Source organism: Streptomyces sp. NPDC096048 (assembly GCF_044763415.1).
In the GTDB taxonomy this organism is placed as follows: Bacteria; Actinomycetota; Actinomycetes; order Streptomycetales; family Streptomycetaceae; genus Streptomyces.
The window spans coordinates 241,016-263,894 of the sequence record NZ_JBIWGG010000004.1; the positions used below are offsets into that span (position 1 = coordinate 241,016).

Sequence of the window (22,879 nt, forward strand, 5' to 3'; positions counted from 1 at the left end):
TGCGGCAAGACGCCCGGACAACCGCCGGTAACCCGCCTGGAACTCGGCCTTTACCGCAAGATCACGCCGTGCGATGCCCTATTTTGCCAAGTTCGCTCACATTGGGGATCCCGGGTCACCGCGGACACGGAAAACAACCCTCTTATCGGTCTCCCCAACCAGCACATCGTGGGCTTAACTTATGTGCCATGACCTCCCCCCGCTCCACTTATGGCGGCGGCTATTACTCCGCCTCCTTCCCGGACACTCCGATCTACGACTCACTCGTGGCCGAGCGGGGCACCCCGCAGATCGCCCCGATCCGGGTCCCCGCCGCGTACGACGCGCCGGGCAGCCACCTGCCCGCGCTCCCGTCGGCTCTGCCCGCCCTCCCGGCGGGCCCGTCCCAGCCCTCCTACGGCTACCCGCAGCAGGTGCCGCAGCCCGCCCCGCTGCAGCAGGCCCCCGCCGCGTACATCCCGCACCAGGCGACCGCGCCGCGCGGGTACCCCGGTCCTCAGCAGCCGCAGCAGCACCGCCCGGCCGCGCCCGGCCCCGCGGGATACGAGGCGATGCGCCCCGCGGCCCCCCGGCCGGCCCCGGCGCCGTATCAGGACCCGTACAACCAGCAGCAGTACCGCGGCTACTGAGCCGTCCCCGGCGTTGTCGGTGCCGCCTGGCACGATGACCTCATGGGAAACGCACGGCTGCAGTCGATCCACGTCCATCCGGTCAAGGCGTTCCGGAGCCTGGCGCTCCAGGAGGCCGTCGTGGAGCCCTGGGGGCTGACCGGAGACCGCCGCTGGATGCTGATCGACGACGGGGGAAAGGTCGTCACACAACGCCAGCAGCCGCGCCTCGCCCTGGCCGCCGCCGAGCTACTGCCCGGCGGCGGCGTCCGGCTGTCCGCGCCCGGCCGGGATCCGCTCACGGTGCCGGTCCCTCGCGCGGTGGGCACGGTCGTGGTGCAGATCTTCCGCGACAAGGTCGAGGCGCTCCCGGCGGACGGGGAGGCCGTGCACGCCTGGTGCAGCGCCTTCCTCGGCGCGGACGTACGACTGGTGTACCTGGACGATCCCGCCACGCGCCGGCCCGTGGACCCGCGGTACGCGCTCGCGGGCGAGACCGTCTCCTTCGCCGACGGCTTTCCGCTGCTGCTCGCCGGCACGGCCTCCCTGGACGCCCTCAACTCCCTGATCGCCGAGGGCGAGCACGCCGACGAGGGCCCCCTGCCCATGAACCGCTTCCGGCCGAACGTGGTCGTCTCCGGCACCGACGCGTGGGCCGAGGACGGCTGGTCCCGCGTCTCGGTCGGCGAGGTCGACTTCCGGGTCGCCAAGCCGTGCGGGCGGTGTGTGGTGACGACGACCGACCAGGGCACCGCCGAGCGTGGCAGGGAGCCCCTGCACAGCCTCGGGCGGCACCGCCGCGTCGACGGCAAGCTGGTCTTCGGGCAGAACCTGATCCCGGTCGGCCGCGGCACGATCCGGGTCGGCGACCCGGTGCGGATCGTCGAGTGACATGCCGATTCCCTCCGGGGGGCGGGTTCCGGACACGTCGGGGGCCCTGGGAACCGGGCCCACCGCCCGCCCGTTGGGATGCGTGAGACGTTCATGAGGGACCCGGCCGCGAGCCCCGTCGAGAGGCGATGGCGCGCTCTCCCGGGCCGGCCCGCGCACGGACGGCCCGCGCACGGACGACTCGACCGGGGGCGGCACGGAGCGGGAAGGGGGTGCGGATCGTGCGGGCGGTCAGCGGACTCTGGCGCTGGCGGCACAATCCGCTGTGCCGCGCGACCGACCTGGCCGAGGCGTGGGTGGCGCTGGCGGGACTGCTGCTGATCCTGTCCGTGGCGCCCCTGGCCGGTGCGCGCGTGGGCGGCGCGGCACAGGACGCCATGCAGCGGTCGGTGCGCGAACAGCACGAGTCCCGGCACCGGGTGACGGCCACCGTGGTCCGCGCTCTGGAGCGTCCACCGGTGACCGTCGACCCCGACGGCGCGTCCGCCGGGGGACCGCGCAGCCGTGTCCTCGCCGACTGGACCGCGCCGGACGGCTCGAGGCACGAGGGCCCCCTCACCGCGCGCGTCGACGCCCCGGAGCCCGGCGACCGCTTCGCCATATGGACGGACGGACAGGGCCGGACGGTGGCCCGTCCACTGGACTCCGCGACCGCGACGACGCACGCCGTGCTCGCCGGGCTCGGCGCCGCGGTCGTGGCCGCGGCCCTGGTCGAGGCCGGCCGGCGGGTCGTCGTGTGGCACATGGTCCGCCGCAGGTACGCCCGTTGGGAGCGGGAGTGGGAACGGGCGGGCCCGGACTGGGGCAGGACCGGCGCGGGCAGTTGACGGGCTTCCGCCTCCGGTCAACTCACCACCTGTGCGCACGCTACGGTGGACCGGCCGAACCCAATCGGCGACAACCCGCGTACGACGAGGTGGGGGCACAGCAACGCCATGGCACAGGGCACGGTCCAGGTGACGCACACCGGCACCTCGCGGTGGCGGCGCCGCACAGGTGAGTACGCATCGCTCGCCGCCGCCCTGGAGGCCGCGGCCGACGGTGACGTCCTCACCGTCGCCCCCGGGACCTACCGGGAGAACCTCGTCGTCCAGCGGGCGGTGACCCTGCGCGGGCCCGAGGGCACCCAGGGTTCGGTACGGATCGCGCCGGTCGACGGCGTACCGCTGACCGTGCGCGCCTCGGCGGTGATCCAGGACCTGCACGTGGAGGGCCAGGACGCGGCGGCGCCCGCGGTGCTCGTGGAGGACGGGACGCCGGAGCTGCTGGATCTGCGGGTGGTCACGCGTTCCGCGTCCGGGATAGAGGTGCGCGGCAGCGCGCGGCCGACGGTGCGGCGTTGCACCGTCGACAATCCGGCGGGTGTCGGCATCGCCGTTCTCGACGGCGGGGGCGGGGTGTTCGAGGAGTGCGAGGTCGTCTCGGCCGGTCAGGCGGGCGTCGCGGTGCGCTCCGGCGCGCACCCCCGGCTGGAGCGCTGCCGGGTCCACCACGCCGCGGGTTCCGGACTGACGGCCACGGGCGAGGGGTCCTCGCTGGAGGCCGTGGGCTGCGAGGTCTACGAGGTGCGGGGCAGCGGCGTGCAGGTCACCGGCCGGGCCGCCGCGCACCTGACCGACTGCGACGTGCACCGCACCACCGGCGACGGCGTCACGCTCGACACGGACGCGGTGCTCACGCTCGCCGACTGCCGTATCCACGACATCCCGGAGAACGCGGTCGACCTGCGTTCCCGCTCCGTCCTCACCCTGACCCGCACCACCGTGCGGCAGTTCGGCCGCAACGGCCTGTCGGTGTGGGACCCGGGCACGCGGGTGGACGCCAACCAGTGCGAGATCTTCGACAGTACCGGCGACTATCCGGCGGTCTGGGTCAGTGACGGCGCCACCGCGGTGCTCGACTCCTGCCGGGTGCACGACGTGCCGGACGCGCTGTTCGTCCTGGACCGCGGGTCGCGCGCGGACGTCGTCGACAGCGACCTGTCGCAGGTGCGCAACACGGCGGTGTCGGTGAGCGACGGCGCCACCGCGCAGCTCGACGACTGCCGCATCCGGGACGCGGCCACGGGTGCCTGGTTCCGCGACCACGGCAGCGGCGGCACCCTGAACAACTGCACCCTGGACGGCAACCGCACCGGCGTGATCGTCACCAAGGGCGCCGACCCCACCATCGAGCGCTGCACGGTCGACTCCCCCTCGGAGGCGGGCGTCTACGTGTCGGCCGGCGGCCGCGGCAGCTTCCTGAACTGCCGGGTGACCGGCAGCGCCGGCTACGGCTTCCACGTGATCGACGGCTGCCGTACGACGCTGCGCAAGTGCCGTACGGAGCGGTGCGCGCGCGGCGGGTACGAGTTCGCGGACGGCGGTCCGGACACGGCGTACGACTCCGGTCCGCTCGTCGAGGACTGCACCAGCGACGAGAGCGGCGGTCTGACGCCGCCCCCCGCGCCGGAGCCCGTCGTGCAGACGGTGAGCCAGTCCCCCGGCCTGCTGGGCTCGATCCCCGGGCAGCGCAGCACCGAGCAGGAGCCCCTGATCGCGGGCGCCGCGCCCGAGGAGCCGGCGCGCACCTCCAAGGCCGTCCTCGGCGAACTGGACGCGCTGGTGGGCCTGGACAGCGTCAAGCGCGAGGTCCGGGCGCTGACCGACATGATCGAGGTGGGCCGGCGCCGGCAGCAGGCGGGCCTGAAGGCCGCGTCGGTCAAACGCCACCTGGTCTTCACCGGCTCCCCCGGCACCGGCAAGACGACGGTCGCCCGGCTGTACGGCGAGATCCTCGCCTCCCTGGGCGTACTGGACAAGGGGCACCTGGTCGAGGTGTCCCGGGTCGACCTGGTCGGCGAGCACATCGGCTCCACGGCGATCCGCACCCAGGAGGCCTTCCAGCGGGCGCACGGCGGCGTGCTGTTCATCGACGAGGCGTACGCGCTCTCTCCGGAGGACGCGGGCCGCGACTTCGGCAAGGAGGCCATCGACACGCTGGTGAAGCTGATGGAGGACCAGCGGGACTCGGTCGTGGTGATCGTCGCGGGGTACACGGCGGAGATGGAACGCTTCCTGTCCGTCAACCCCGGGGTCGCCTCCCGCTTCTCGCGGACCATCACCTTCGGCGACTACGGCCCCGAGGAGCTGCTGCGGATCGTGGAGCAGCAGGCCGACGAGCACGAGTACCGGCTGGCGCCGGGCACGGCCGAGGCGCTGACGGAGTACTTCACGGCGATCCCGAAGGGGCCGGCCTTCGGCAACGGCCGTACCGCGCGGCAGACCTTCGAGGCGATGGTGGAGCGGCACGCGAGCCGGGTCGCCCAGGTCTCCGACCCCAGCACGGACGACCTGACCCTGCTGTACGCCGAGGACCTGCCGGAGCTGCCGTGACGGGCCCACCGGAGGCCGCGGCGGAGCCTCCGGTGGGTACGGATCCGACCTCTCAGCAGGCTTCGGGTCCACCGTCCGCGGCCGGGACGGACGCCGCCCGGCCGGTCTGGCGCGGCGCCGGCACCTCCGGGCGCAGCCGGGCCAGCAGCCGCTGCCGCTCCTCGGCGAAGGCCGGGTCGGCCTGGTAGTCGGAGTGGCCGAGGAGCGGCGCGGGCAGCGGGTGGAGTTCGGTGCGGCCGTAGGTGAGCGGGTCCTTGAGGGGTGCGCGGTCGACCGCGGGCCCCGAGTCGCCGGGCAGCCGCATCGGGCCGCCGATGGGGTCGGTGCGCCGGTAGAGGTTGCGCCAGCAGTCGACCTCCTCGTGCAGCGAGGAGAGCTCGGCCGGTCCGAAGTGGGCCGGGAACCAGCGGCCGTACAGCCGCTCCAGCGGCGAGCCGTAGGTGAGCAGGGCGACGCGTTTGCGGGCCGACGGCTCCAGCTGCCAGGCCGCCGCCGCGGCGAGGACGCTGCCCTGCGAGTGCCCGGAGATGACCAGCCGCCCGCCGGTGGCCCGGGTCCAGGTCGCCATGCGCCAGGTCAGGTCGGGCACCGCGCGCTCGGCGTAGCAGGGCGGTGCGAAGGGGTGGGCGGCGCGCGGCCAGAAGGTGCCGACGTCCCACAGGATGCCGATGGTGCGCCGCGCGGAGGCGTCCTTGTAGGCGCGCCTGCCCCAGGTGACGAACAGTATGAAGCCGAGGCCGATGAGCCAGGAACCCAGCGCCTGCGCGGTCTGCGCGGCACCGTGCACGACGGCGTACGTCCCGCGCGTGACGTCACCGGGCACCTGGTCGGTGGTCAGGGCGCCCACCAGTGCTCCGGCGCCCAGCAGCAGGGTGGCGGCGGAGGTGATGGCGACGAGGAGGGGTGCCCGGTCGGTGAGGGTGGCCAGGGCGCGGGTGAGCGCGATGCGCCGGGTGCGTCCCGGGTCCCCGGCCTCCCCGGGGTGGTCGCCCTCCACGGCGTCCCGTTCGGCGCGGGCCATACGCCAGGTGTGCCGGGCGAGTGCGGCGCAGAGCAGCAGGACGACGACGAGCAGCGGCGGGATGACGGACGCCTGCCAGGTCAGCAGGACGGGCGGACCGTCGATGGAGGTGCCGGTACCGTCCAGCCAGTCCGACACGCGCTGGGAGACACCGCCGGACATCACGCCGCCCAGCGCGCAGGCCAGCATGGCGACGGCGGGGCCGCCGAGGCCGCGGATCGCGGCGCGGGCGTCGGAGAGGCCGCGATGGAGGATGTGGGCGACCACGGCGAGGGCGATGACCAGCAGGCCCTGGACCAGGGCGATGCCGCCGAAGGTCATGTCCCCCGGCAGCCGGCCGCCGGACGTCCACTCCGGGCGGGTCCAGCCGCCGTACAGCAGGGCGAGGACGAACAGGACGAGGGCGGCGAGCGGCAGGCGTCGTACGAGGTGCTCGTCGAGTGTCCGGTCGAGGCGGTTCTCGCTGCGGCCCCGGCGGCAGACCACCGCGACCACGGCGACCGCCCCGGCGGCCAGCGCCGCCTCCAGGGCCCAGCCCAGGGTGTCGAGCAGTGCCGGTCCGCCCGGCCGGCGGTCGAAGCGGGCCGCCGGTGCGCCGACCGCCGCGGCGACCGTCAGCAGGGCGGCGGCGGTGTGCGCGGCGCGCAGCCGGGCCACCAGGCGGCGTCCGTACCAGAACCCGGGCCGGCCGAGGGCGCTGCGGGCGGGGTCCTCCTCGGGGTCGGCCTCGCGGTCCATCGGCTGCTGGGACTCGTACGCCCGCCAGGTGCGCAGCGACAGGTACCACAGCAGGCCGGTGAGCGCGGCGGGCACGGCGGCCGCGAGGGCGAGCCTGCGGCCGGGCGTGCTCCACCAGCCGCCGTCCGACATCACCGGCGACAGGAAGCCCAGCCAGGAGTGCCGCTCGGCGCACGCGCGCGTACCCGCGCACTGCCAGGCGACGAGGTCGAGGGCGACCTCGCAGGCGCCGGCGATCAGCAGCACCGTCAAGGTCAGCCCCGCCAACCGCACCAGCAGCCCGTACAGGCGGACCGTCCGGGTCCGGCCGTGCGCGGTGGGCCGCATCCAGTGGGCGAGGTTGACCACCATGAACGGCAGGAGCAGCAGCCACAGGGCGCGGGTGCCGTTGCCGGAGGTGAGGTTGCACCAGACGTAGGCCTCGGGGACCGGTCGGCCCCGGTAGTCCTCGGGCCGGGACTCGGCGTCGGCGTCCTCGGTGCGCCGGAAGACGGCCGCGATGTGGTCGCCGGTGATCCGCACGGTCCGCGGGTCGTCCAGCATCTCGGCGGGTGTCGTGCCGCCCACGCCGTGGACCAGGAGTTCCAGGGCGGTGCCGGTTCTCCCGTCCGTCCCCTCTGTTGCGTCTGTTCCGTCCGTACCGTGTGTTCCGTCCGTACCGTCTCTTCCGTCTGTTCCGTCGCGCGGTCCGGGGGCATGCTGTCCGCCCGTCCCGGCCCGTTCCTGCGCCTGTTCCACTGTCCGCACTCCCCCGTGACGCGCCGTCGGCTCTGTCCGTGCGGGCACAAGGATCTCCGCTGAGCGGGCGGCGTACACCCCTCGGCACCGAATCTCCCCGAACCGTGTGACAGGTGACACCGGGACGGTGCGGAAGTGACATGTGCGCGGCGGTCAGGCGGTGGCGCGGCCCGTGGCGGGGCGTGCGAGGATGGGATGTCCACGCACCGGAGCGGGGGAACTCCTCGTCATAGCAGGTGCGCCGGGCGTGTCGGGCGGTTTCGCGGCGAAAGGACCGAGGCGTACGTGAGTGAGAATCCGAACCTCCTCGCGGAGCAGCGGCGCGCCCTGATCCTCGACGAGGTGCGCCGCCGGGGCGGAGTCCGGGTCAACGAGCTGACCCGCAAGCTCGGCGTGTCGGACATGACGGTCCGCCGCGACCTCGACGCGCTGTCCCGGCAGGGTGTGCTGGAGAAGGTGCACGGCGGCGCGGTCCCGGTGGTCGAGGCGAGCACGCACGAGCCGGGGTTCGAGGCGAAGTCGGGTCTGGAGCCGACCGCCAAGGAGGACATCGCACGGGCCGCGGCGGAACTGGTCGCGCCGGGCGCGGCGATCGCCCTGTCGGGCGGTACGACCACGTACGCGCTGGCACACCGGCTGCTGGAGGTGCCGGACCTGACGGTGGTCACCAACTCGGTGCGGGTGGCGGACGTGTTCCACGTGGCGCAGCGCACCTCGGGGGCGCGGCAGGGTGCGGCCACGGTGGTGCTCACGGGCGGTGTGCGCACACCCTCCGACTCGCTGGTGGGCCCGGTCGCCGACCAGGCGATCGCGACGCTCCACTTCGACGTGCTGTTCCTCGGCGTGCACGGGATATCGGCCGAGGCCGGCCTGTCGACGCCGAACCTCGCGGAGGCCGAGACCAACCGGCGGCTGGTGCAGTCGGCGCGGCGTGTCGTGGTGGTCGCCGACCACACCAAGTGGGGTGTGGTGGGTCTGAGTTCGTTCGCGGCGCTGGAGCAGGTGGACACGCTGGTGACCGACGCCGGCCTGCCGGCGGACGCCCGTGCGGAGATCTCGGAGCACCTGGGACTGGTCGTGGCGGGCGAGCCGGAGACGGCCGACTGATCCCGGCGGACGCCGGCGCGTATCCCTGGACCCGCTGACACCCGGTGCACCTCCGGCTATCGTGGCGCCTCCTGGCCGGTCGTCCGCATCCGCGGCTTCGCTCAAGGGGGTTGCGACCATGGCTCGCCGTCTGCGTCCGGTGGGTCTCGACTTCGTCGAGACGGCTCCGGTACGCCTGGTCTTCGCGCGGGAGATCTCCGCCGCCCCGGACGCGGTGTTCCGTGCGCTCGCCGAGGACGTACCGGGCTGGACCGCCTGGTTCGCGGCGGTGACGTTCGCCCGGCCCATCGGTGAGGGCGCGGGGCGCGAGATCCGGCTCAGGGGCGGTACACGCTTCGTGGAGACGGTGCTGGCGGCCGAGCCGCCCGAGGTGTACGCCTATCGCGTCGACGTCACCAACGCGCCCGGCGCCCGGGCCATGGTCGAGGAGTGGCGGCTGGCGCCGGCCGGGACCGGCACGCGCGTGCGGTGGACGTTCGCCGCGGACGGTACGGCGCCGTTCCGGTTCGTGCTGAACCGGGCACGTCCGGGTCTGGGGCGGGCCTTCCGGGACGCGGTCACCTCGCTGGACCGGCGGCTCACCCGCTCGTAGAACGCGGCCGTACCGCCCGCCGCGCGCGGCCCACGCCCCGTCGCCCCCGGGTCAGGCGGGCCAGGTGCCCGTGTGCAGCAGGGACTCGATCGCCGCCGTGTACGGGCCGATGTCGAGGCCCTGTTCGGCGAGCCAGGCGTCCGAGTAGTACTTGTCGAGGTACCGGTCCCCCGGGTCGCACAGCAGCGTCACCACACTCCCCCGACGCCCCTCGGCCACCATCTCGGCGACGATCTTCAGCGCGCTCCACAGTCCGGTGCCCGTGGAGCCGCCCGCCTTGCGGCCGATGGCCTGTTCCAGGGCCCGGACGGCGGCGACGCTCGCCGCGTCCGGCACCTTCATCATGCGGTCGATCGCGCCGGGCACGAAGCTGGGCTCCATACGGGGCCGGCCGATGCCCTCGATCCGGGAACCGCGGTCGCAGGCGACGTCCGGATCGCCGGTGGTCCAGCCCTCGAAGAAGCAGGAGTTCTCCGGGTCGGCGACGCAGACGCGGGTGTCGTGCTGCATGTAGTGGACGTAGCGCGCGAGGGTCGCCGAGGTCCCGCCGGTGCCGGCCGTGGCGACGATCCACGCCGGTTCGGGGAACCGCTCCAGCCGCAGCTGGCGGAAGATCGACTCGGCGATGTTGTTGTTGCCGCGCCAGTCCGTGGCGCGTTCGGCGTAGGTGAACTGGTCCATGTAGTGGCCGCCGGTCTCGGCCGCGAGGCGTGCGGACTCCTCGTACATCCGGCGGGAGTCGTCCACGAAGTGGCAGCGTCCGCCGTGGAACTCGATCAGACGGATCTTCTCGGCGCTGGTCGTGCGCGGCATGACGGCGATGAAGGGGACGCCGATCAGCTTCGCGAAGTACGCCTCGGACACGGCCGTCGAGCCGCTGGACGCCTCGATCACCGGGCGGCCCGGCCGGATCCAGCCGTTGCACAGGCCGTAGAGGAAGAGTGAGCGGGCAAGACGGTGCTTGAGGCTGCCGGTGGGGTGGGTGGACTCGTCCTTCAGATACAGGTCGATGCCCCACCGCTCGGGCAGCGGGAAGAGGAGCAGGTGGGTGTCGGCCGAGCGGTTGGCGTCGGCCTGGACCTTGCGCACGGCTTCTTTCAGCCAGGCGCGGTAGGCGGTGTCGCTGTGGTCGACGTCGAGGGTGGTGCCGGTGCGGGTCTGCTGGGGGGTGCTCACGACGGGGCTCCTTAGGCTGCGCGCCGACGGCGCGTCGCGCGGCCGACACCTCGATCATAAGCACCTTCCACACGCTTCTCACCTGCATAAACACACCTTTGGGGAGTCCAAAGGCTCCCCTGGGGCCCGGTGTCCGGCTTGGCGTGCGGCCCGGTGTCCGGCCCGGTGGGGGCGCATTCGCGCGAGTGCTCCGGTCGCCGCCGGAAAGGGGCGGTGCGCACTGGTGCTCGGCGCGTGGTGCGGGCAGACTGCCAGCGGGCGGGAGCTGGTTCCCGCCGCGGGCGCACACTGGAACACGACACGAGCCGGCCGGTACCGGGCCCAGCGAGGTGCACGGTCCGGCAACCGATGCGCACGAGGGGGCGACGGCATGGCGGAGCCGGAGTTCAGGGCCACGGGGGTGCGGATCGGCAAGCGGCTGCGTTCACTCACCCGGGCCGGAACGGTCCGGATCAGCGGTGGCCGGGTGGAGTTGCTCACCAGCTACGGCAGTGAGATCGACAGCGCTCCGGTGCAGGCGGTACGCGCCTCCCGGCCCTGGTTCGCCCCGGAGGACCGGGCCCTCGCCGACCTCAACGGCAAGCGGTACCTGCTGACGCTCGGCGAGCGGGACCCCGCGCCGGGCGAGCCGGGTCCGCCCGCGGCTCGCCGCTTCATCGAGGCGGTGCACAGGGCGGCCGGGCACCGCGGTTGAGATGTCCGTAAGTTGCGGTGCCTCACCCCTTGCGTCACGCTGGTCTCACGTCACTCTGGGTTTACCGGCGATAACGCTGCGAACCAGCCCGCCGGTCATGACAGCAGGCGGCGATGCGCCGCGTGCGCCCTGCTGGATCCGAACTCCGTGTTCTTCCGGACCTCTATGTCGGGGAGTCGCAGCCGTGATCAGTCACCCAAGCAGACACTGCACGGTGGAGCTCCAAGCCCTGCCGTCGCGGATCGGCCAGGTCCGCAGAATCGTATCTGCGCAATTGCGCTACTGGCATATGGATTCCCTGATCGACCGGGCCGCGCTCGGCGTGACGGAGTTGCTGACCAACGTCCACCTGCATGCCCGGCCCGACAAGACGTGCACCGTGGAGATAGAGCTGATCCTGGACCGGCTCACCGTCTCGGTGCGCGACCACGATCCGCGTCTGCCCGTGGTGGACGACGCCGAGCCGCTCGCGACCTGCGGACGCGGACTCTCGATGGTGGCCGCGATGAGCGAGAGCTGGGGCGCCCGGCCGGACGGCGAGTCCGGCAAGGTCGTCTGGTTCACGCTCCCGACGGCCGTCACAGCCGTGCCGGTCACCACGCCACCCGTCTCCGCGCGCCCGCCGCGACGCCTGGTCGAGGAGGTGCCGGCCGCCGCGTTCACGGAGGTCGAGCACGCGGTCGACCTGGGCAGACCCCAACCCGCTCCCGCCCGGTCGGCCGTTGCCGGCTGACCGGGCGGTGACCCTTCGCTGCCGCGGGCCGTGCGGTCGGTACGGCCTCGCCGCCGGCACGCGGTCCGGCGGCGGTTTCCGGTCGGCGCCGCATGTCGGGGTCGGCGCCGCATGCCGGTAGGCGTCGCCTGCCGGTGGGTGTCGCCGGGCTCAGCGACACCTACCGGCCATCCTCGACCGCCAGTCGGCCCGACCCAGGGTCAGCCGCGCGATGGACGCGGCCGGCGCCGGATGCCGGCCGTCGTCATCCGGTCACCTGACGCGTCGGGGTCATGCCGCGCCGCCCTTGCCCGTACGGCCGAACCGCTCGTCCAGCACGGACAGCCGGCGCCAGTACTCGTCCTCGTCGATCTCGCCGGAGGCGAAGCGGTGACCGAGGACGCTGATGGGTGAGTTGTCGTCGACGGTGGACGGGCGGCCGGGGCCGCGCCGGCCGGTGCGGCGCAGCAGGGTGACACCGCCGGCGATGACCAGCGCCCAGATCACCGGGAAGAAGAGGATCCACGGGCCGGGCCCGCCGTCGCCGAAGTGTGCCAGGGTCTCCATGTCGTCCAACTCCTCGGTAGCGATGTCCTTGGTGACGTCCGCGGTGATGTCCTGACGTCGTCCTTGTTCGTGCTTCCGAGCGTCCTCCCGGCACGGGGCCGAGTCGTCGTACGGCCAGCGGCAGTGCGCGTACCTCGCGGGGAGTACGCGCACGTTCCGCTCCTGCTCCCGGGAGCCGAGGGGACGGTCGAGCCCAGGGCACGGTCGAGCCGAGGGCATGATCGCTGGGCCACGGGAGTGCCCATCGGGAGCGCCCAGTACGTAGGCTCGGGGCCATGCTGAGACTCGGTATCCCCGTCATCGGCGTCACGGACGTGCCCCGCGCGGTGGCGTTCTGGACGGCTGCTCTGAACCTGGTCGCCTCCGAGGAGTGGAGGAGCGAGACATGGCGCACGCTCGACCACGCCGACGGCTCCGGGCGGGCCCTCGGCCTGCTGCGCAGCGAGTCACCGGCCGAGCCGCGGCCCCGGCTCCACCTCGACCTGTTCACGGACACGGAGGAGGAACAGCAGGCGGAGGTGCGGCGGCTGATCGGGCTCGGTGCGCGGGCCGTCGACTGGGACCTCTACCCGCCCGACCCCGACTTCGTGGTCCTCGCCGACCCGGACGGCAACATCTTCTGCGTCGTCGACCTCAGCCGCGCACCGAGCGGCGGCAACCGGCCGACGTCCTGATCCGGCGACCCGGGCCGGGGGTCTCAGGCCAGGGCTCCCAGCGGGTCGTCGAGGACCGGCTGCCAGGCCAACTCCGCCGCGCCGACCAGGCTGTTGTGGTCCAGGCTGCACGGCAGGATCGGCACGCCTCCGCTCTGGCCCCACAGGCTGCGGTCGGCGACGACCGCGCGCAGACGCTCGGGGTCGGCGTCCAGGAGTGCGCGGTGGAGTCCGCCGAGGATGATGCGGTCCGGGTTGAGGATGTTGACCAGGCCGGCGAGTCCCAGGCCGAGGCGGTCGATGAGGGCCTGGGTCGCGGTGCGGACGGCCGGGTCGGTGTAGTGGCCGCGGATCAGGTCGATGGACTGCTGGAGCAGCGACACCTCGGGGCCGGGCTCGCGGCCGGCCGCGGTGAGGAAGGCCAGCGGGTCGGTCTCCACGTCCAGGCAGCCCTGGCCGCCGCAGTAGCAGGGGCGGCCCTCTGGGTTGACGGTGAGGTGGCCGACCTCCAGGGCGAGACCCGAACTGCCCATGTGCAGGCGGCCGTCGAGGACCAGGGCGCCGCCGACGCCCCGGTGGCCGGTGGCCACGCACAGCAGGTCGCGGGCTCCGCGCCCGGCGCCGTGGCGGTGCTCGGCGAGGGCGGCGAGGTTGACGTCGTTCGCGGCGAACGCGGGCCCCTCGATACCGGCGGCGCGCACCTGCTCCGCGAAGATCCGCCGCACGGGCGCGCCCGCCGGCCAGGCCAGGTGGAGCGGGTTCAGCGCCAGGCCCTCCGGTTCCGCGACGGCCGACGGCACGGCGAGTCCCGCGCCGACGCAGCGTCGCCCGGTCTCCCGGAGCAGTTCCGCGCCCGCCTCGACGACGGAGCCGAGCACCTTCGCCGGGTCGGCGTCGACGACCTCGCAGCCGGGCGCGGTGGCGACGATCCGACCGCCGAGGCCGACCAGCGCCGCGCGGAATCCGTCGGCGTGGACCTGGGCGGCCAGGGCGACGGGCCCGTCCTCGGCGACCGCGAGACGGTGCGAGGGGCGGCCCTGCGAACCGGCCGCGGCGCCGGGGCGGGCGTCCACCCGGATCAGACCGAGCGCCTCCAGCTCGGCGGCGACCGCGCCGGCCGTGGCCCGGGTGACGCCGAGTTCCGCGGTGAGGACGGCCCGGGTGGGGGCGCGTCCGGTGTGCACGAGCTCCAACGCGGGTCCGAGCGCACCGCGCCCCCGGTCCAGCCGCGTCCTCGAGGTGGTCCCTTCCCCCGCCGCCCGGGGGTCCGCCTTGCCGCTCATGAGGGGGAGTCTCCCATGATCCGCAGACAGGTGCAGGTGCCTAGAGGCCGCTGACCCTCAGCGTGATGTTCAGCCGTCCGGTGAGCCCCAACTCGGGCGGGGCGGTGCCCGCGTGCACTCGGGGCACCCCGTGGTGGGCGAGCCGGGACGGTCCGCCGAAGACGAACAGGTCGCCGCTGCGCAGCTCGACGTCGGTGTACGGGCGGCTCCGGGTTTCCGGGTTGCCGAAGCGGAAGACGCAGGTGTCGCCGAGGCTCAGGGAGACCACGGGCGCGTCGGACCTCTCGTCGGCGTCGCGGTGCATGCCCATGCGGGCGTCGGACGCGTAGAAGTTGATCAGTGCGATGTCGTACGGCGTCGCCGCCACCGCGTCGGCGCCGAGCGCGTCGGTCACCGCCCGGCGGGCCAGGTCCCCGAGCCATGCCGGGAAGGGCTTCACCGGCGCGCCGTCGCCGTCGACGACGGCGCGGGCGTAGGCGTACGGGTACCAGTGCCACCCGAGGCAGACCTGTCTCGCGGTGATGGTGCCGCCGCCGGGAGTGCGGACCGTGCGCAGTCCGGCCGGTGGGCGGGCCCACTCGCGGCAGGCGTGCAGCAGCTCACGCTGCCGTCCGGTGTCCAGCCAGTCCGGCACGTGGACGGCGCCGGGCGCGGTCTCGGTACGGGCCCTGGGGAACAGCTCGTCGTCCATGTCTCCCATCCTGCCCGCTGCCTCCCGCACTCCGCCCGGCACGGCCTGAGCTGCGGCTCGGCTAGCCTGGACGCACGATGAACGACCGCAGCGACCGTATGACGACTCCATGGGGCGAGCATGTGCCGGCCCGCTTCCCCGAGGACCCGCGCGACCGGCTCCGCGCCTGGGACGCCTCCGACGAGTATCTGCTCGGGCACCTCGCGGAGCAGGACGTCCCGCTGTCCGGCACGGTCGTGGTCGTCGGCGACCGCTGGGGAGCGCTCGTGACGGCGCTGGCGGCGCACCGGCCGGTGCAGATCACCGACTCGCACCTCACGCGGGAGGCGACGCGCGCCAATCTGGAGCGGGCCGGCGTCGAGCCGGGTTCCGTGCGCCTGCTGACCACGCAGGACCCGCCGCCGGACCGTGTCGACGTGCTGCTGGTGCGGGTGCCGAAGAGCCTGGCGCTGCTGGAGGACCAGTTGCTGCGGCTGGCGCCCGCGCTGCACGAGGGCACGGTCGTCGTCGGCACCGGGATGGTCAAGGAGATCCACACCTCGACGCTCAGGCTGTTCGAGCGGATCGTGGGGCCGACCCGGACCTCGTTGGCCGTGAAGAAGGCACGGCTGGTCTTCGCCACGCCCGACCTCTCGCTGAAGCGGCCCGCCAATCCCTGGCCTCTCACCTACCGGCTCCCCGACGACGTCGGGCCGCTCTCCGGCCGGACGGTCGTCAATCACGCCGGTGTCTTCTGCGCCGACCGGCTCGACATCGGCACCCGGTTCTTCCTCCAGCACCTGCCGGACGCCGGCGGCGCCCGCCGGGTGGTGGACCTGGGCTGTGGCAACGGTGTGGTCGGTACGGCGGTGGCGCTGGCCGACCCGGGGGCCGAGGTGCTGTTCACCGACGAGTCCTTCCAGGCCGTGGCCTCGGCGGAGGCGACGTACAGGGCGAACGGGGCGACGGGGAAGGCCGAGTTCCGGGTCGGTGACGGACTGGCCGGGGTGCCGGACGGCAGTGTCGACCTGGTGCTCAACAACCCGCCCTTCCACTCCCACCAGGCGACGACCGACGCCACGGCGTGGCGGATGTTCACCGGGGCGCGGCGCGTGCTGCGCCCCGGCGGCGAGCTGTGGGTGGTCGGCAACCGGCACCTGGGCTACCACGTCAAGCTGCGACGTCTGTTCGGCAACAGCCACCTGGTGGCGAGCGACCGGAAGTTCGTGGTGCTGAAGGCCGTCATGAAGTAGTCGGGTGACTGCCAGGACGCAGCCCGTGACTGTCAGGGCGTAGCGCCGTTGCTGCCAGGACGTAGACCCGGTGCTGTCAGGACGTAGACCCATTGCTGCCAGGACGTAGACCCGGTGCTGTCAGGGCGTGGTCCCGTGACTGTCAGGTCGCGGTCCTGGCGACCACCTGGATGATCGTGGCCACCGTCCGCACCATGGCCTCCCTTCCCACCGTGAGGTAGCCGCGCGAGTCGACCGCCTCGGGGCGGGCGGCGAGGTACTCCCTGATCGCGCCGGTCATGGCGATGTTGAGCGCGGTGCCGACGTTGACCTTGGAGATGCCGCCCGCGACCGCCGCGGCGAGTTCGCCGTCCGGGACTCCGGAGGAGCCGTGCAGGACGAGCGGCACGTCCAGCGCGCCCGACAGTTCCTTGAGCAGGTCGTGGTCGAGGGCGGCGGTGCGCGTGGTCATGGCGTGGGAGCTGCCGACGGCGACGGCCAGGGCGTCCACTCCGGAGTCGGCGACGAAGGAGCGCGCCTCGGCGGGCTCGGTGCGGGCTCCGGGCGTGTGGGCGTCGAGCGGCGGTGCGCCGTTCTTGCCGCCGACCTCCCCCAACTCGGCCTCGATCCACAGCCCCTGGGCGTGCGCCCAGTCGGCGGCGGCCCGGGTCGCCGCGAGGTTCTCCGCGTACGGCAGCCGGGAGGCGTCGTACATCACCGAACTGAAGCCGGCGTCCGGGGCCTGGCGGAGCAGGCTGTCGTTCTGGACGTGGTCGAGGTGCAGGGCGACGGGCACGGCGGCGCCCTCGGCGGCGGCGACGGCCGCGCGGGCCAGCGGCAGCAGGCGGCCGTAGCGGTACTTCACGGCGTTCTCGCTGACCTGGAGGACGACGGGCGTGTGCACGGACTCGGCGCCCGCGACGACTGCCTCGATGTGCTCCAGGGTGATGACGTTGAAGGCGGCGACGGCGGAGCGCGCGGCGGCGGCACGGCCGACCAGGTCGCCGGTGGTGGCGAGGGGCACGGTCACTCCCTTTCCGCGCGTCGGGGCGCGGGTGTCGGGGGTCGGTGTCGGGCGGACGTCAGGGGGCGAGGATCACCGAGCGGGTGAGGTGGCGGGGCCGGTCCGGGTCGAGGCCGCGGGCGGCGGCCACGGCGACCGCGAGGCGCTGGGCACGGACCAGTTCGGCGAGCGGGTCGAGGCTCCCCGGCACCCACAGAGCGCCGGTGTCGCGGACCTGGTCGGCCAGGCCTTCGGGCGCCTCACCGAACATCCAGGTCGCCGTGGAGGCGGTGCTGATGCTGATCGGGCCGTGTCGGTACTCCATGGCCGGGTAGGCCTCGGTCCAGGACAGGGAGGCCTCACGCATCTTCAGGCCGGCCTCGTTGGCCAGACCGACGGTCCAGCCCCGGCCCAGGAAGGTGAACTGGTTGCACTCGACGAGCCCTTCGGGCAGCTCGGCGGCGAGTGCGGTGCGCCCGTCGGCGACGACCGCGTCCGTGTGCAGGCCCAGGTGGGCGCGGAGCAGGGTGAGGGCGGTCGTCGCGAACCGGGTCTGCACGACCGACCGTTCGTCGGCGAAGTCGAGTACCACCACGTCGTCCGCGGCCGCCATGACCGGTGTCTCCGGGTCGGCGGTGAGCGCGACGGTACGGGTGCGGCCCCGCAACTCCGTGAGCAGTTCCAGTACTTCGGTGGTGGTGCCGGAGCGGGTGAGGGCGACGACACGGTCGTACGCCCGGCCCCGCGGGAACTCGGAGGCGGCGAACGCGTCCGTCTCGCCCTGGCCCGCGTCCTCGCGCAGCGCCGCCGCCGACTGGGCCATGAAGTACGAGGTGCCGCATCCGACGATCGCCACCCGCTCCCCCGGCGCCGGAAGCGCCGCCGTGTGCCGTGCCGCCTGCACGGCAGCGCGTGTCCAGCACTCGGGCTGGCTGTTGAGCTCGTCCTCGACATACGTCATGCCGCACACTCCCCGATCACCGACCCACGATCAGCTGGGCCCGGTCCGATGCTTTCTGATTGTTACTGCAAGATATAGCCAGCTTTCGAGCACAATCAAGCATTTTGGAGAAGAGTGGGGTGCGCTAGGGTCGGCGGAAGATCGAGGAACGGAGGCGCGGATGTCGCGCGACGCCCGCTGGAAGGCGCTGCTGGAGCTGCTCGTCGAGCGCGGCCGGCTGGACGTCGAGGAGGCGGCGACCGAGCTGGAGGTCTCGGCCGCGACGATCCGCCGTGACTTCGACCGGCTCGCCGAGCAGCAGATGCTGGTGCGCACGCGCGGCGGCGCGGTCGTGCACGGGGTGTCGTACGAACTGCCGCTGCGCTACAAGACGGCCCGCCGGGCCTCGGAGAAGCAGCGCGTCGCGCAGGCGGTCGCCGCCCTGGTGGCACCCGGCGAGGCGGTCGGACTGACCGGGGGCACGACGACCACCGAGGTGGCGCGCGCCCTGGCCGTGCGCGCCGACCTGGCCTCCGGCGCCCCCGCGCTGACCGTGGTCACCAACGCGCTCAACATCGCGAACGAGCTGGCCGTCCGGCCGCAGTTCAAGATCGTGGTGACCGGTGGTGTGGCCCGGGCGCAGTCGTACGAGCTGATCGGGCCGCTCGCGGACGGCGTACTGGGTCAGGTGACCCTCGACATCGCGGTGCTCGGCGTCGTCGCCTTCGACGTCGCGCACGGCGCCGCGGCCCACGACGAGGCGGAGGCCGCGATCAACCGGCTGCTGTGCGAGCGCGCCGAGCGCGTGGTGGTGGCCGCCGACTCCAGCAAGCTGGGCAGGCGGGCGTTCGCCCGGATCTGCGCGGCGGAGTCCGTGGACACGCTGGTCACGGACGGGGCGGCCGACCCGGACCTGGTACGGCAGTTCGAGGAGGCGGGGATCCGGGTCGTCACGGCCTAGGACGGGCCGCCCCCCGCCACAGTCACCCTCGCCGCCCGCGGCCCTCAGCGCCCGTGCCGTCAGTGCCCGTGCCGTCAGTGCCCGTGCCGTCAGTGCCCGTGACCGCCACTGTGCTCGGTCGGGGCGGCCGGAGTCGTCGGAGCCGGGTCCTGCGCCGCGGGTGCCGATCCGGCCCGCACGGTGAACGCCACGGTGTGGACCTTGCCCTGGTGCTGGAAGTCCAGGAAGAGGCGGTAGGTGCCGTCGCTGGGCGCGGTGGCCGTGAAGGAGATCTCCGGGCCGGGCTCGGTGGTGCCGTCGCCGGGTTCGCCGTTCGGGTGGACGTGGAGGTAGGCGAGGTCGCCCGAGCGCAGGGCGACCAGGTGGCCGTAGGCGCCGAGGTAGGGCTGGAGGTCGTTGACGGGCTCACCGTCCCGGGAGACCTTCAGCTTCAGCTCACTCGCCTTGCCGGGGAGCAGGGATCCGGCGAGTTCGACCTGATAGCCGTCGGCCCGGGCGGTGTCGTCCGGGGCCGGCAGGTTCACGGGCTCGTAGCGGCCGGATGCGGCCAGGTCGGCGCCGAGGGTGAGGCTCTCCGCGTTCTTCTTCGCCGGGGTGAAGTCGGCGAAGACCCGGTAGCCGCCCGCGCGAGGCAGGTCGACGGGGGTGCTCCAGGTGCCGTCGGCGGCGCGCGTGGGGTGCAGGTGGCGGTAGGTGGCCAGGTCGCGCGAGGCCAGGATGAGGTGGAGTTCCTTGTCGTGCTCGCGCTGGTAGGCGGTCACGGCCTCGCCGCTGCCGTCCCGGACGGTGAAGCGCAGCTCGGTGCGCTGGCCCGCGGTGACGCGCGGGGTGGCGAGGTCGAGGGAGTAGCCGCCCTCGGAGATCTGCAGTCCGCCGGGCATGGCGCTCTCGTGCCCTCCGTGGCCGCCGCCCTCCTTCGGTTCCGGTGATGGCCGGCTGTGCTCGTCGTGGGTCGCGGGCGCCTTCTCCGCGACGACCGGGTCCACTCCCCTGCCGACGCCGTAGGCGGTGCCGAAGGTCGCGGCCAGCGCGGCGGCGAACGCGGTGATCCTCAGGCCGGTGTGCATGGCGGTCGTCTCCTCGGATTCCGGGTCTCCGGCTCGCGCGGAGGCCTCTCCATGCACTTCACCATACCCCGAGGGGGTATCAAGTCAAGGCGAGCGAGGGAGTTGCCCTGCTTACCCCTGGGGGGTATATATGGAACTCGGCAGGGGTACCCCCTCCCCGTACTTCCACGGCATCACGCCATTCGCGACATCACGACATTCACGGCATCACGACTTCACGGAGGAACCATGGCTTCGACCGTCACCACTCCCGTCACCCCGCCCGTCAGCACCACCTACGCCGTCGCGGGGATGAGCTGCGGTCACTGCAAGGCGACGCTCACCCGGGTGATCGGTGAGCTGGACGGCGTCACCGGCGTCGACGTCGAGCTCGACACGGGCCGGGTCACCGTCACCGGAACCGCCGAGCCGGACGACGCCGCGCTCGCCGAAGTCGTCGACGAGGCCGGCTACGAGCTGACCGGCCGCGTCTGACCGACCGCCCCCCGCCGCACCGCCGGGACCCGCTCGCCGGGTCCCGGCCGACGACCCCGCATCAGGAGCAGCCATGACCACGAGTACGACCAGCGCACCGGCCGAGGTGGAACTCGCCATCGGCGGCATGACCTGCGCCTCGTGCGCCGCCCGGATCGAGAAGAAGCTCAACCGGATGGACGGGGTCACCGCCACCGTCAACTACGCGACGGAGAAGGCGAAGGTGCACTACGCCGGTGACGTGTCCGTCCCGGAGCTGATCGCCACCGTCGAGGCGACCGGGTACACCGCCCGCGAGCCCGAGCCGGTACGTGCCGAGCCCGCGCCCGGCGCGGAGAGTGCCGGGCCCGCCGACGAACTGCGGCCGCTGCGGGAGCGGCTGGTCACCGCAGTGGTGCTGGCCGTCCCGGTCATCGCGATGGCGATGGTTCCGGCGTTGCAGTTCGAGTACTGGCAGTGGCTGTCGCTCACCCTGGCGGCGCCCGTGGTGACCTACGCCGCCTGGCCCTTCCACAAGGCCGCCTTCACCAACGCCCGGCACGGCGCGGCCACCATGGACACGCTCATCTCGGTCGGCACGTCGGCGGCGTTCCTGTGGTCGCTGTGGGCGCTGTTCTTCGGCACCGCGGGCACTCCCGGCATGACCCACCCGTTCGAGCTGACCATCGCCCGCACCGACGGCGCCGGGAACATCTATCTGGAGGCCGCCGCCGGGGTGACCGCCTTCATCCTCGCCGGCCGCTACTTCGAGGCCCGCTCCAAGCGCAAGGCCGGCGCCGCGCTGACGGCCCTGCTGGAACTGGGCGCCAAGGACGTCACCGTAGTGGACCCTGGCGGCGGTGAACGAACGGTTCCCACCGCGGAGTTGGCGGTGGGTGACCGCTTCCTGGTCCGCCCCGGCGAGAAGATCGCCACCGACGGCACGGTCGTGGAGGGCACCTCCGCCGTCGACGCCTCCATGCTCACCGGCGAGTCGGTGCCCGTGGAGGTCGGCGTGGGCGACCCGGTCACCGGCGCCACCCTGAACGCGGGCGGCCGTCTGGTGGTCGAGGCGACGCGGGTCGGCGCGGACACGCAGCTGGCCCGGATGGCGAAGCTGGTCGAGGACGCGCAGAACGGCAAGGCCCAGGCGCAACGGCTCGCCGACCGTGTCTCCGGGGTCTTCGTCCCGGTCGTCATCGCCCTGGCGCTGGCCACCCTCGGCTTCTGGATCGGCAACGGCTCCGGCCTGACCGCCGCGTTCACGGCCGCCGTCGCCGTACTGATCATCGCCTGCCCCTGCGCCCTGGGGCTGGCCACGCCGACCGCGCTGATGGTCGGCACCGGACGCGGCGCCCAGCTCGGCATCCTCATCAAGGGCCCCGAGGTCCTGGAGGCCACCCGCGAGGTCGACACCATCGTCCTCGACAAGACCGGCACCGTCACCACCGGCCGTATGACCCTGCTCGCCGTGCACACCGCCGACGGCACCGACGAGACCGAAGTGCTGCGGCTGGCCGGTGCGTTGGAGCACGCGTCGGAGCACCCGATCGCCCGGGCCGTCGCGGACGGAGCCCTGGAGAAGCTGGGTGCGCTGCCCGCCCCCGAGGACTTCGCCAACGTCCCGGGGCTCGGCGTGCAGGGCGTCGTCGACGGCCACGCCGTCCTCGTCGGCCGCGAACAACTGCTCGCCGAGTGGGCCATGGGCCTTCCGGCGGACCTGGGCCGGGCCAAGGCCGAGGCGGAGACGGCCGGTCGCACCGCGATCGCCGTCGCCTGGGACGGTGCGGCGCGCGCGGTCCTGGAGGTCGCCGACGCGGTGAAGGAGACCAGCCCCGAGGCGATCGCGCGGCTGCGCGCCCTGGGGCTGACCCCGGTACTGCTGACCGGTGACAACCGGGCCGTGGCCGCCTCCGTCGCCCGCGAGGTCGGCATCGACGCCGAGCACGTCATCGCCGAGGTCATGCCCGAGGACAAGGTCGACGTCGTCAAGCGCCTCCAGGGCGAGGGCCGTTCGGTGGCGATGGTCGGCGACGGCGTCAACGACGCCGCGGCGCTCGCCCAGGCCGACCTGGGGCTGGCCATGGGCACCGGCACCGACGCCGCCATCGAGGCCGGCGACCTCACCCTCGTCCGCGGCGACCTGCGCGCCGCCGCCGACGCCATCCGGCTGGCCCGCAGGACGCTGGGCACCATCAAGTCCAACCTGTTCTGGGCCTTCGCCTACAACGTCGCAGCACTGCCGCTCGCCGCGGCCGGGCTGCTCAACCCGATGATCGCCGGAGCGGCCATGGCCTTCTCCTCGGTCTTCGTCGTCGGCAACTCCCTGCGCCTGCGCGGCTTCAAGGCCGCGAGCTGACCCACCGCACCGCCGCCGAGCCGCCGGCCGCCCCTCACGG

Annotated in this window: 21 protein-coding genes; 13 read left to right on the forward strand and 8 right to left on the reverse strand. The window is 73.5% G+C overall.

From position 1 onward, the window contains the following. Positions 1–188: 188 nt before the first annotated feature. From ACIQ6R_RS12150 to ACIQ6R_RS12165, 4 genes are all read left to right on the forward strand, one after another. Positions 189–629 (forward strand): DUF6643 family protein, encoded by a 441-nt coding sequence (locus ACIQ6R_RS12150; protein ID WP_404180252.1) that lies wholly within the window; start codon positions 189–191, stop codon positions 627–629. A 42-nt stretch (positions 630–671) separates the two neighbouring features. After that, positions 672–1,499, forward strand: coding sequence for an MOSC domain-containing protein (locus tag ACIQ6R_RS12155; protein ID WP_404220605.1), 828 nt, complete (start codon positions 672–674; stop codon positions 1,497–1,499). 221 nt (positions 1,500–1,720) lie between these two features. Next, positions 1,721–2,326, forward strand: a complete 606-nt coding sequence (locus ACIQ6R_RS12160) for a hypothetical protein (protein WP_404221352.1) — start codon at positions 1,721–1,723, stop codon at positions 2,324–2,326. A 108-nt stretch (positions 2,327–2,434) separates the two neighbouring features. Next, a complete protein-coding gene (locus ACIQ6R_RS12165) occupies positions 2,435–4,873 on the forward strand; it encodes a right-handed parallel beta-helix repeat-containing protein (protein ID WP_404220607.1) in 2,439 nt (812 codons plus the stop codon). Positions 4,874–4,925: 52 nt separating this feature from the next. Here ACIQ6R_RS12165 and ACIQ6R_RS12170 read toward each other — a convergent pair whose 3' ends face one another. Further along, positions 4,926–7,175 (reverse strand): hypothetical protein, encoded by a 2,250-nt coding sequence (locus ACIQ6R_RS12170; RefSeq protein ID WP_404221354.1) that lies wholly within the window; start codon positions 7,173–7,175, stop codon positions 4,926–4,928. Positions 7,176–7,655: 480 nt separating this feature from the next. Between ACIQ6R_RS12170 and ACIQ6R_RS12175 the strand changes: the two genes are divergently transcribed. Next, positions 7,656–8,477, forward strand: coding sequence for a DeoR/GlpR family DNA-binding transcription regulator (locus tag ACIQ6R_RS12175; RefSeq protein WP_404180261.1), 822 nt, complete (start codon positions 7,656–7,658; stop codon positions 8,475–8,477). Positions 8,478–8,595: 118 nt separating this feature from the next. Then, the gene (locus ACIQ6R_RS12180) at positions 8,596–9,069 is read left to right on the forward strand and encodes an SRPBCC family protein (protein ID WP_404220609.1); all 474 of its coding nucleotides are present in this window, start codon (positions 8,596–8,598) and stop codon (positions 9,067–9,069) included. A 51-nt stretch (positions 9,070–9,120) separates the two neighbouring features. Here ACIQ6R_RS12180 and ACIQ6R_RS12185 read toward each other — a convergent pair whose 3' ends face one another. Beyond that, positions 9,121–10,245, reverse strand: a complete 1,125-nt coding sequence (locus ACIQ6R_RS12185) for a PLP-dependent cysteine synthase family protein (protein WP_404220611.1) — start codon at positions 10,243–10,245, stop codon at positions 9,121–9,123. 370 nt (positions 10,246–10,615) lie between these two features. Here ACIQ6R_RS12185 and ACIQ6R_RS12190 point away from each other — a divergent pair, with 370 nt between their 5' ends. Beyond that, entirely contained in the window at positions 10,616–10,939 is a 324-nt protein-coding gene (locus ACIQ6R_RS12190) for a hypothetical protein (RefSeq protein WP_345627609.1), read from the forward strand. A 184-nt stretch (positions 10,940–11,123) separates the two neighbouring features. Further along, a complete protein-coding gene (locus tag ACIQ6R_RS12195; protein ID WP_404180271.1) occupies positions 11,124–11,672 on the forward strand; it encodes an ATP-binding protein in 549 nt (182 codons plus the stop codon). A 270-nt stretch (positions 11,673–11,942) separates the two neighbouring features. Here the strand turns inward: ACIQ6R_RS12195 and ACIQ6R_RS12200 are convergent, their stop codons facing one another. Then, complete coding sequence (locus tag ACIQ6R_RS12200) at positions 11,943–12,218, reverse strand: SHOCT domain-containing protein (protein WP_404180274.1); 276 nt, start codon at positions 12,216–12,218, stop codon at positions 11,943–11,945. Between the two features lie 275 nt (positions 12,219–12,493). Between ACIQ6R_RS12200 and ACIQ6R_RS12205 the strand changes: the two genes are divergently transcribed. After that, positions 12,494–12,892 (forward strand): VOC family protein, encoded by a 399-nt coding sequence (locus ACIQ6R_RS12205; protein ID WP_404180277.1) that lies wholly within the window; start codon positions 12,494–12,496, stop codon positions 12,890–12,892. A 23-nt stretch (positions 12,893–12,915) separates the two neighbouring features. On the opposite strand, the gene ACIQ6R_RS12210 is transcribed toward ACIQ6R_RS12205, so the two are convergent. Then, positions 12,916–14,154, reverse strand: a complete 1,239-nt coding sequence (locus ACIQ6R_RS12210) for an ROK family protein (protein WP_404220613.1) — start codon at positions 14,152–14,154, stop codon at positions 12,916–12,918. Positions 14,155–14,194: 40 nt separating this feature from the next. Next, a complete protein-coding gene (locus tag ACIQ6R_RS12215) occupies positions 14,195–14,845 on the reverse strand; it encodes an alpha-ketoglutarate-dependent dioxygenase AlkB family protein (RefSeq protein WP_404220615.1) in 651 nt (216 codons plus the stop codon). Positions 14,846–14,943: 98 nt separating this feature from the next. Here ACIQ6R_RS12215 and ACIQ6R_RS12220 point away from each other — a divergent pair, with 98 nt between their 5' ends. Then, complete coding sequence (locus tag ACIQ6R_RS12220; RefSeq protein WP_404221357.1) at positions 14,944–16,077, forward strand: methyltransferase; 1,134 nt, start codon at positions 14,944–14,946, stop codon at positions 16,075–16,077. A 142-nt stretch (positions 16,078–16,219) separates the two neighbouring features. On the opposite strand, the gene ACIQ6R_RS12225 is transcribed toward ACIQ6R_RS12220, so the two are convergent. After that, on the reverse strand, positions 16,220–17,080 hold the full coding sequence (locus tag ACIQ6R_RS12225) for a ketose-bisphosphate aldolase (RefSeq protein ID WP_404220618.1): 861 nt from the start codon (positions 17,078–17,080) through the stop codon (positions 16,220–16,222). A 58-nt stretch (positions 17,081–17,138) separates the two neighbouring features. Continuing rightward, positions 17,139–18,020 carry an SIS domain-containing protein gene (locus ACIQ6R_RS12230; RefSeq protein ID WP_404220620.1) on the reverse strand — a complete coding sequence of 294 codons (882 nt, stop codon included), beginning with the start codon at positions 18,018–18,020 and terminating at the stop codon, positions 17,139–17,141. 160 nt (positions 18,021–18,180) lie between these two features. On the opposite strand from ACIQ6R_RS12230, the gene ACIQ6R_RS12235 reads away from it, so the two are divergent. Next, positions 18,181–18,960: a DeoR/GlpR family DNA-binding transcription regulator gene (locus ACIQ6R_RS12235; RefSeq protein ID WP_404180289.1), complete on the forward strand. Its 780-nt coding sequence runs from the start codon at positions 18,181–18,183 to the stop codon at positions 18,958–18,960. A gap of 89 nt (positions 18,961–19,049) precedes the next feature. Here the strand turns inward: ACIQ6R_RS12235 and ACIQ6R_RS12240 are convergent, their stop codons facing one another. Then, on the reverse strand, positions 19,050–20,027 hold the full coding sequence (locus ACIQ6R_RS12240; protein WP_404220623.1) for a hypothetical protein: 978 nt from the start codon (positions 20,025–20,027) through the stop codon (positions 19,050–19,052). A 228-nt stretch (positions 20,028–20,255) separates the two neighbouring features. On the opposite strand from ACIQ6R_RS12240, the gene ACIQ6R_RS12245 reads away from it, so the two are divergent. After that, positions 20,256–20,501 (forward strand): heavy-metal-associated domain-containing protein, encoded by a 246-nt coding sequence (locus ACIQ6R_RS12245; RefSeq protein ID WP_376672690.1) that lies wholly within the window; start codon positions 20,256–20,258, stop codon positions 20,499–20,501. Between the two features lie 73 nt (positions 20,502–20,574). Then, the gene (locus ACIQ6R_RS12250; RefSeq protein WP_404220625.1) at positions 20,575–22,839 is read left to right on the forward strand and encodes a heavy metal translocating P-type ATPase; all 2,265 of its coding nucleotides are present in this window, start codon (positions 20,575–20,577) and stop codon (positions 22,837–22,839) included. Positions 22,840–22,879 lie beyond the last annotated feature (40 nt).

Bases quoted from the DNA above. Each gene is read 5' to 3' on its own strand.
- ACIQ6R_RS12165 (WP_404220607.1), top strand. From the start codon at position 2,435: ATGGCACAGGGCACGGTCCAGGTGACGCACACCGGCACCTCGCGGTGG.
- ACIQ6R_RS12215 (WP_404220615.1), bottom strand. From the start codon at position 14,845: ATGGACGACGAGCTGTTCCCCAGGGCCCGTACCGAGACCGCGCCCGGC.
- ACIQ6R_RS12155 (WP_404220605.1), top strand. From the start codon at position 672: ATGGGAAACGCACGGCTGCAGTCGATCCACGTCCATCCGGTCAAGGCG.
- ACIQ6R_RS12220 (WP_404221357.1), top strand. From the start codon at position 14,944: ATGACGACTCCATGGGGCGAGCATGTGCCGGCCCGCTTCCCCGAGGAC.
- ACIQ6R_RS12180 (WP_404220609.1), top strand. From the start codon at position 8,596: ATGGCTCGCCGTCTGCGTCCGGTGGGTCTCGACTTCGTCGAGACGGCT.
- ACIQ6R_RS12200 (WP_404180274.1), bottom strand. From the start codon at position 12,218: ATGGAGACCCTGGCACACTTCGGCGACGGCGGGCCCGGCCCGTGGATC.
- ACIQ6R_RS12230 (WP_404220620.1), bottom strand. From the start codon at position 18,020: ATGACGTATGTCGAGGACGAGCTCAACAGCCAGCCCGAGTGCTGGACA.
- ACIQ6R_RS12150 (WP_404180252.1), top strand. From the start codon at position 189: ATGACCTCCCCCCGCTCCACTTATGGCGGCGGCTATTACTCCGCCTCC.
- ACIQ6R_RS12190 (WP_345627609.1), top strand. From the start codon at position 10,616: ATGGCGGAGCCGGAGTTCAGGGCCACGGGGGTGCGGATCGGCAAGCGG.
- ACIQ6R_RS12235 (WP_404180289.1), top strand. From the start codon at position 18,181: ATGTCGCGCGACGCCCGCTGGAAGGCGCTGCTGGAGCTGCTCGTCGAG.
- ACIQ6R_RS12240 (WP_404220623.1), bottom strand. From the start codon at position 20,027: ATGCACACCGGCCTGAGGATCACCGCGTTCGCCGCCGCGCTGGCCGCG.
- ACIQ6R_RS12245 (WP_376672690.1), top strand. From the start codon at position 20,256: ATGGCTTCGACCGTCACCACTCCCGTCACCCCGCCCGTCAGCACCACC.
- ACIQ6R_RS12210 (WP_404220613.1), bottom strand. From the start codon at position 14,154: ATGAGCGGCAAGGCGGACCCCCGGGCGGCGGGGGAAGGGACCACCTCG.
- ACIQ6R_RS12250 (WP_404220625.1), top strand. From the start codon at position 20,575: ATGACCACGAGTACGACCAGCGCACCGGCCGAGGTGGAACTCGCCATC.
- ACIQ6R_RS12205 (WP_404180277.1), top strand. From the start codon at position 12,494: ATGCTGAGACTCGGTATCCCCGTCATCGGCGTCACGGACGTGCCCCGC.
- ACIQ6R_RS12170 (WP_404221354.1), bottom strand. From the start codon at position 7,175: ATGCTGGACGACCCGCGGACCGTGCGGATCACCGGCGACCACATCGCG.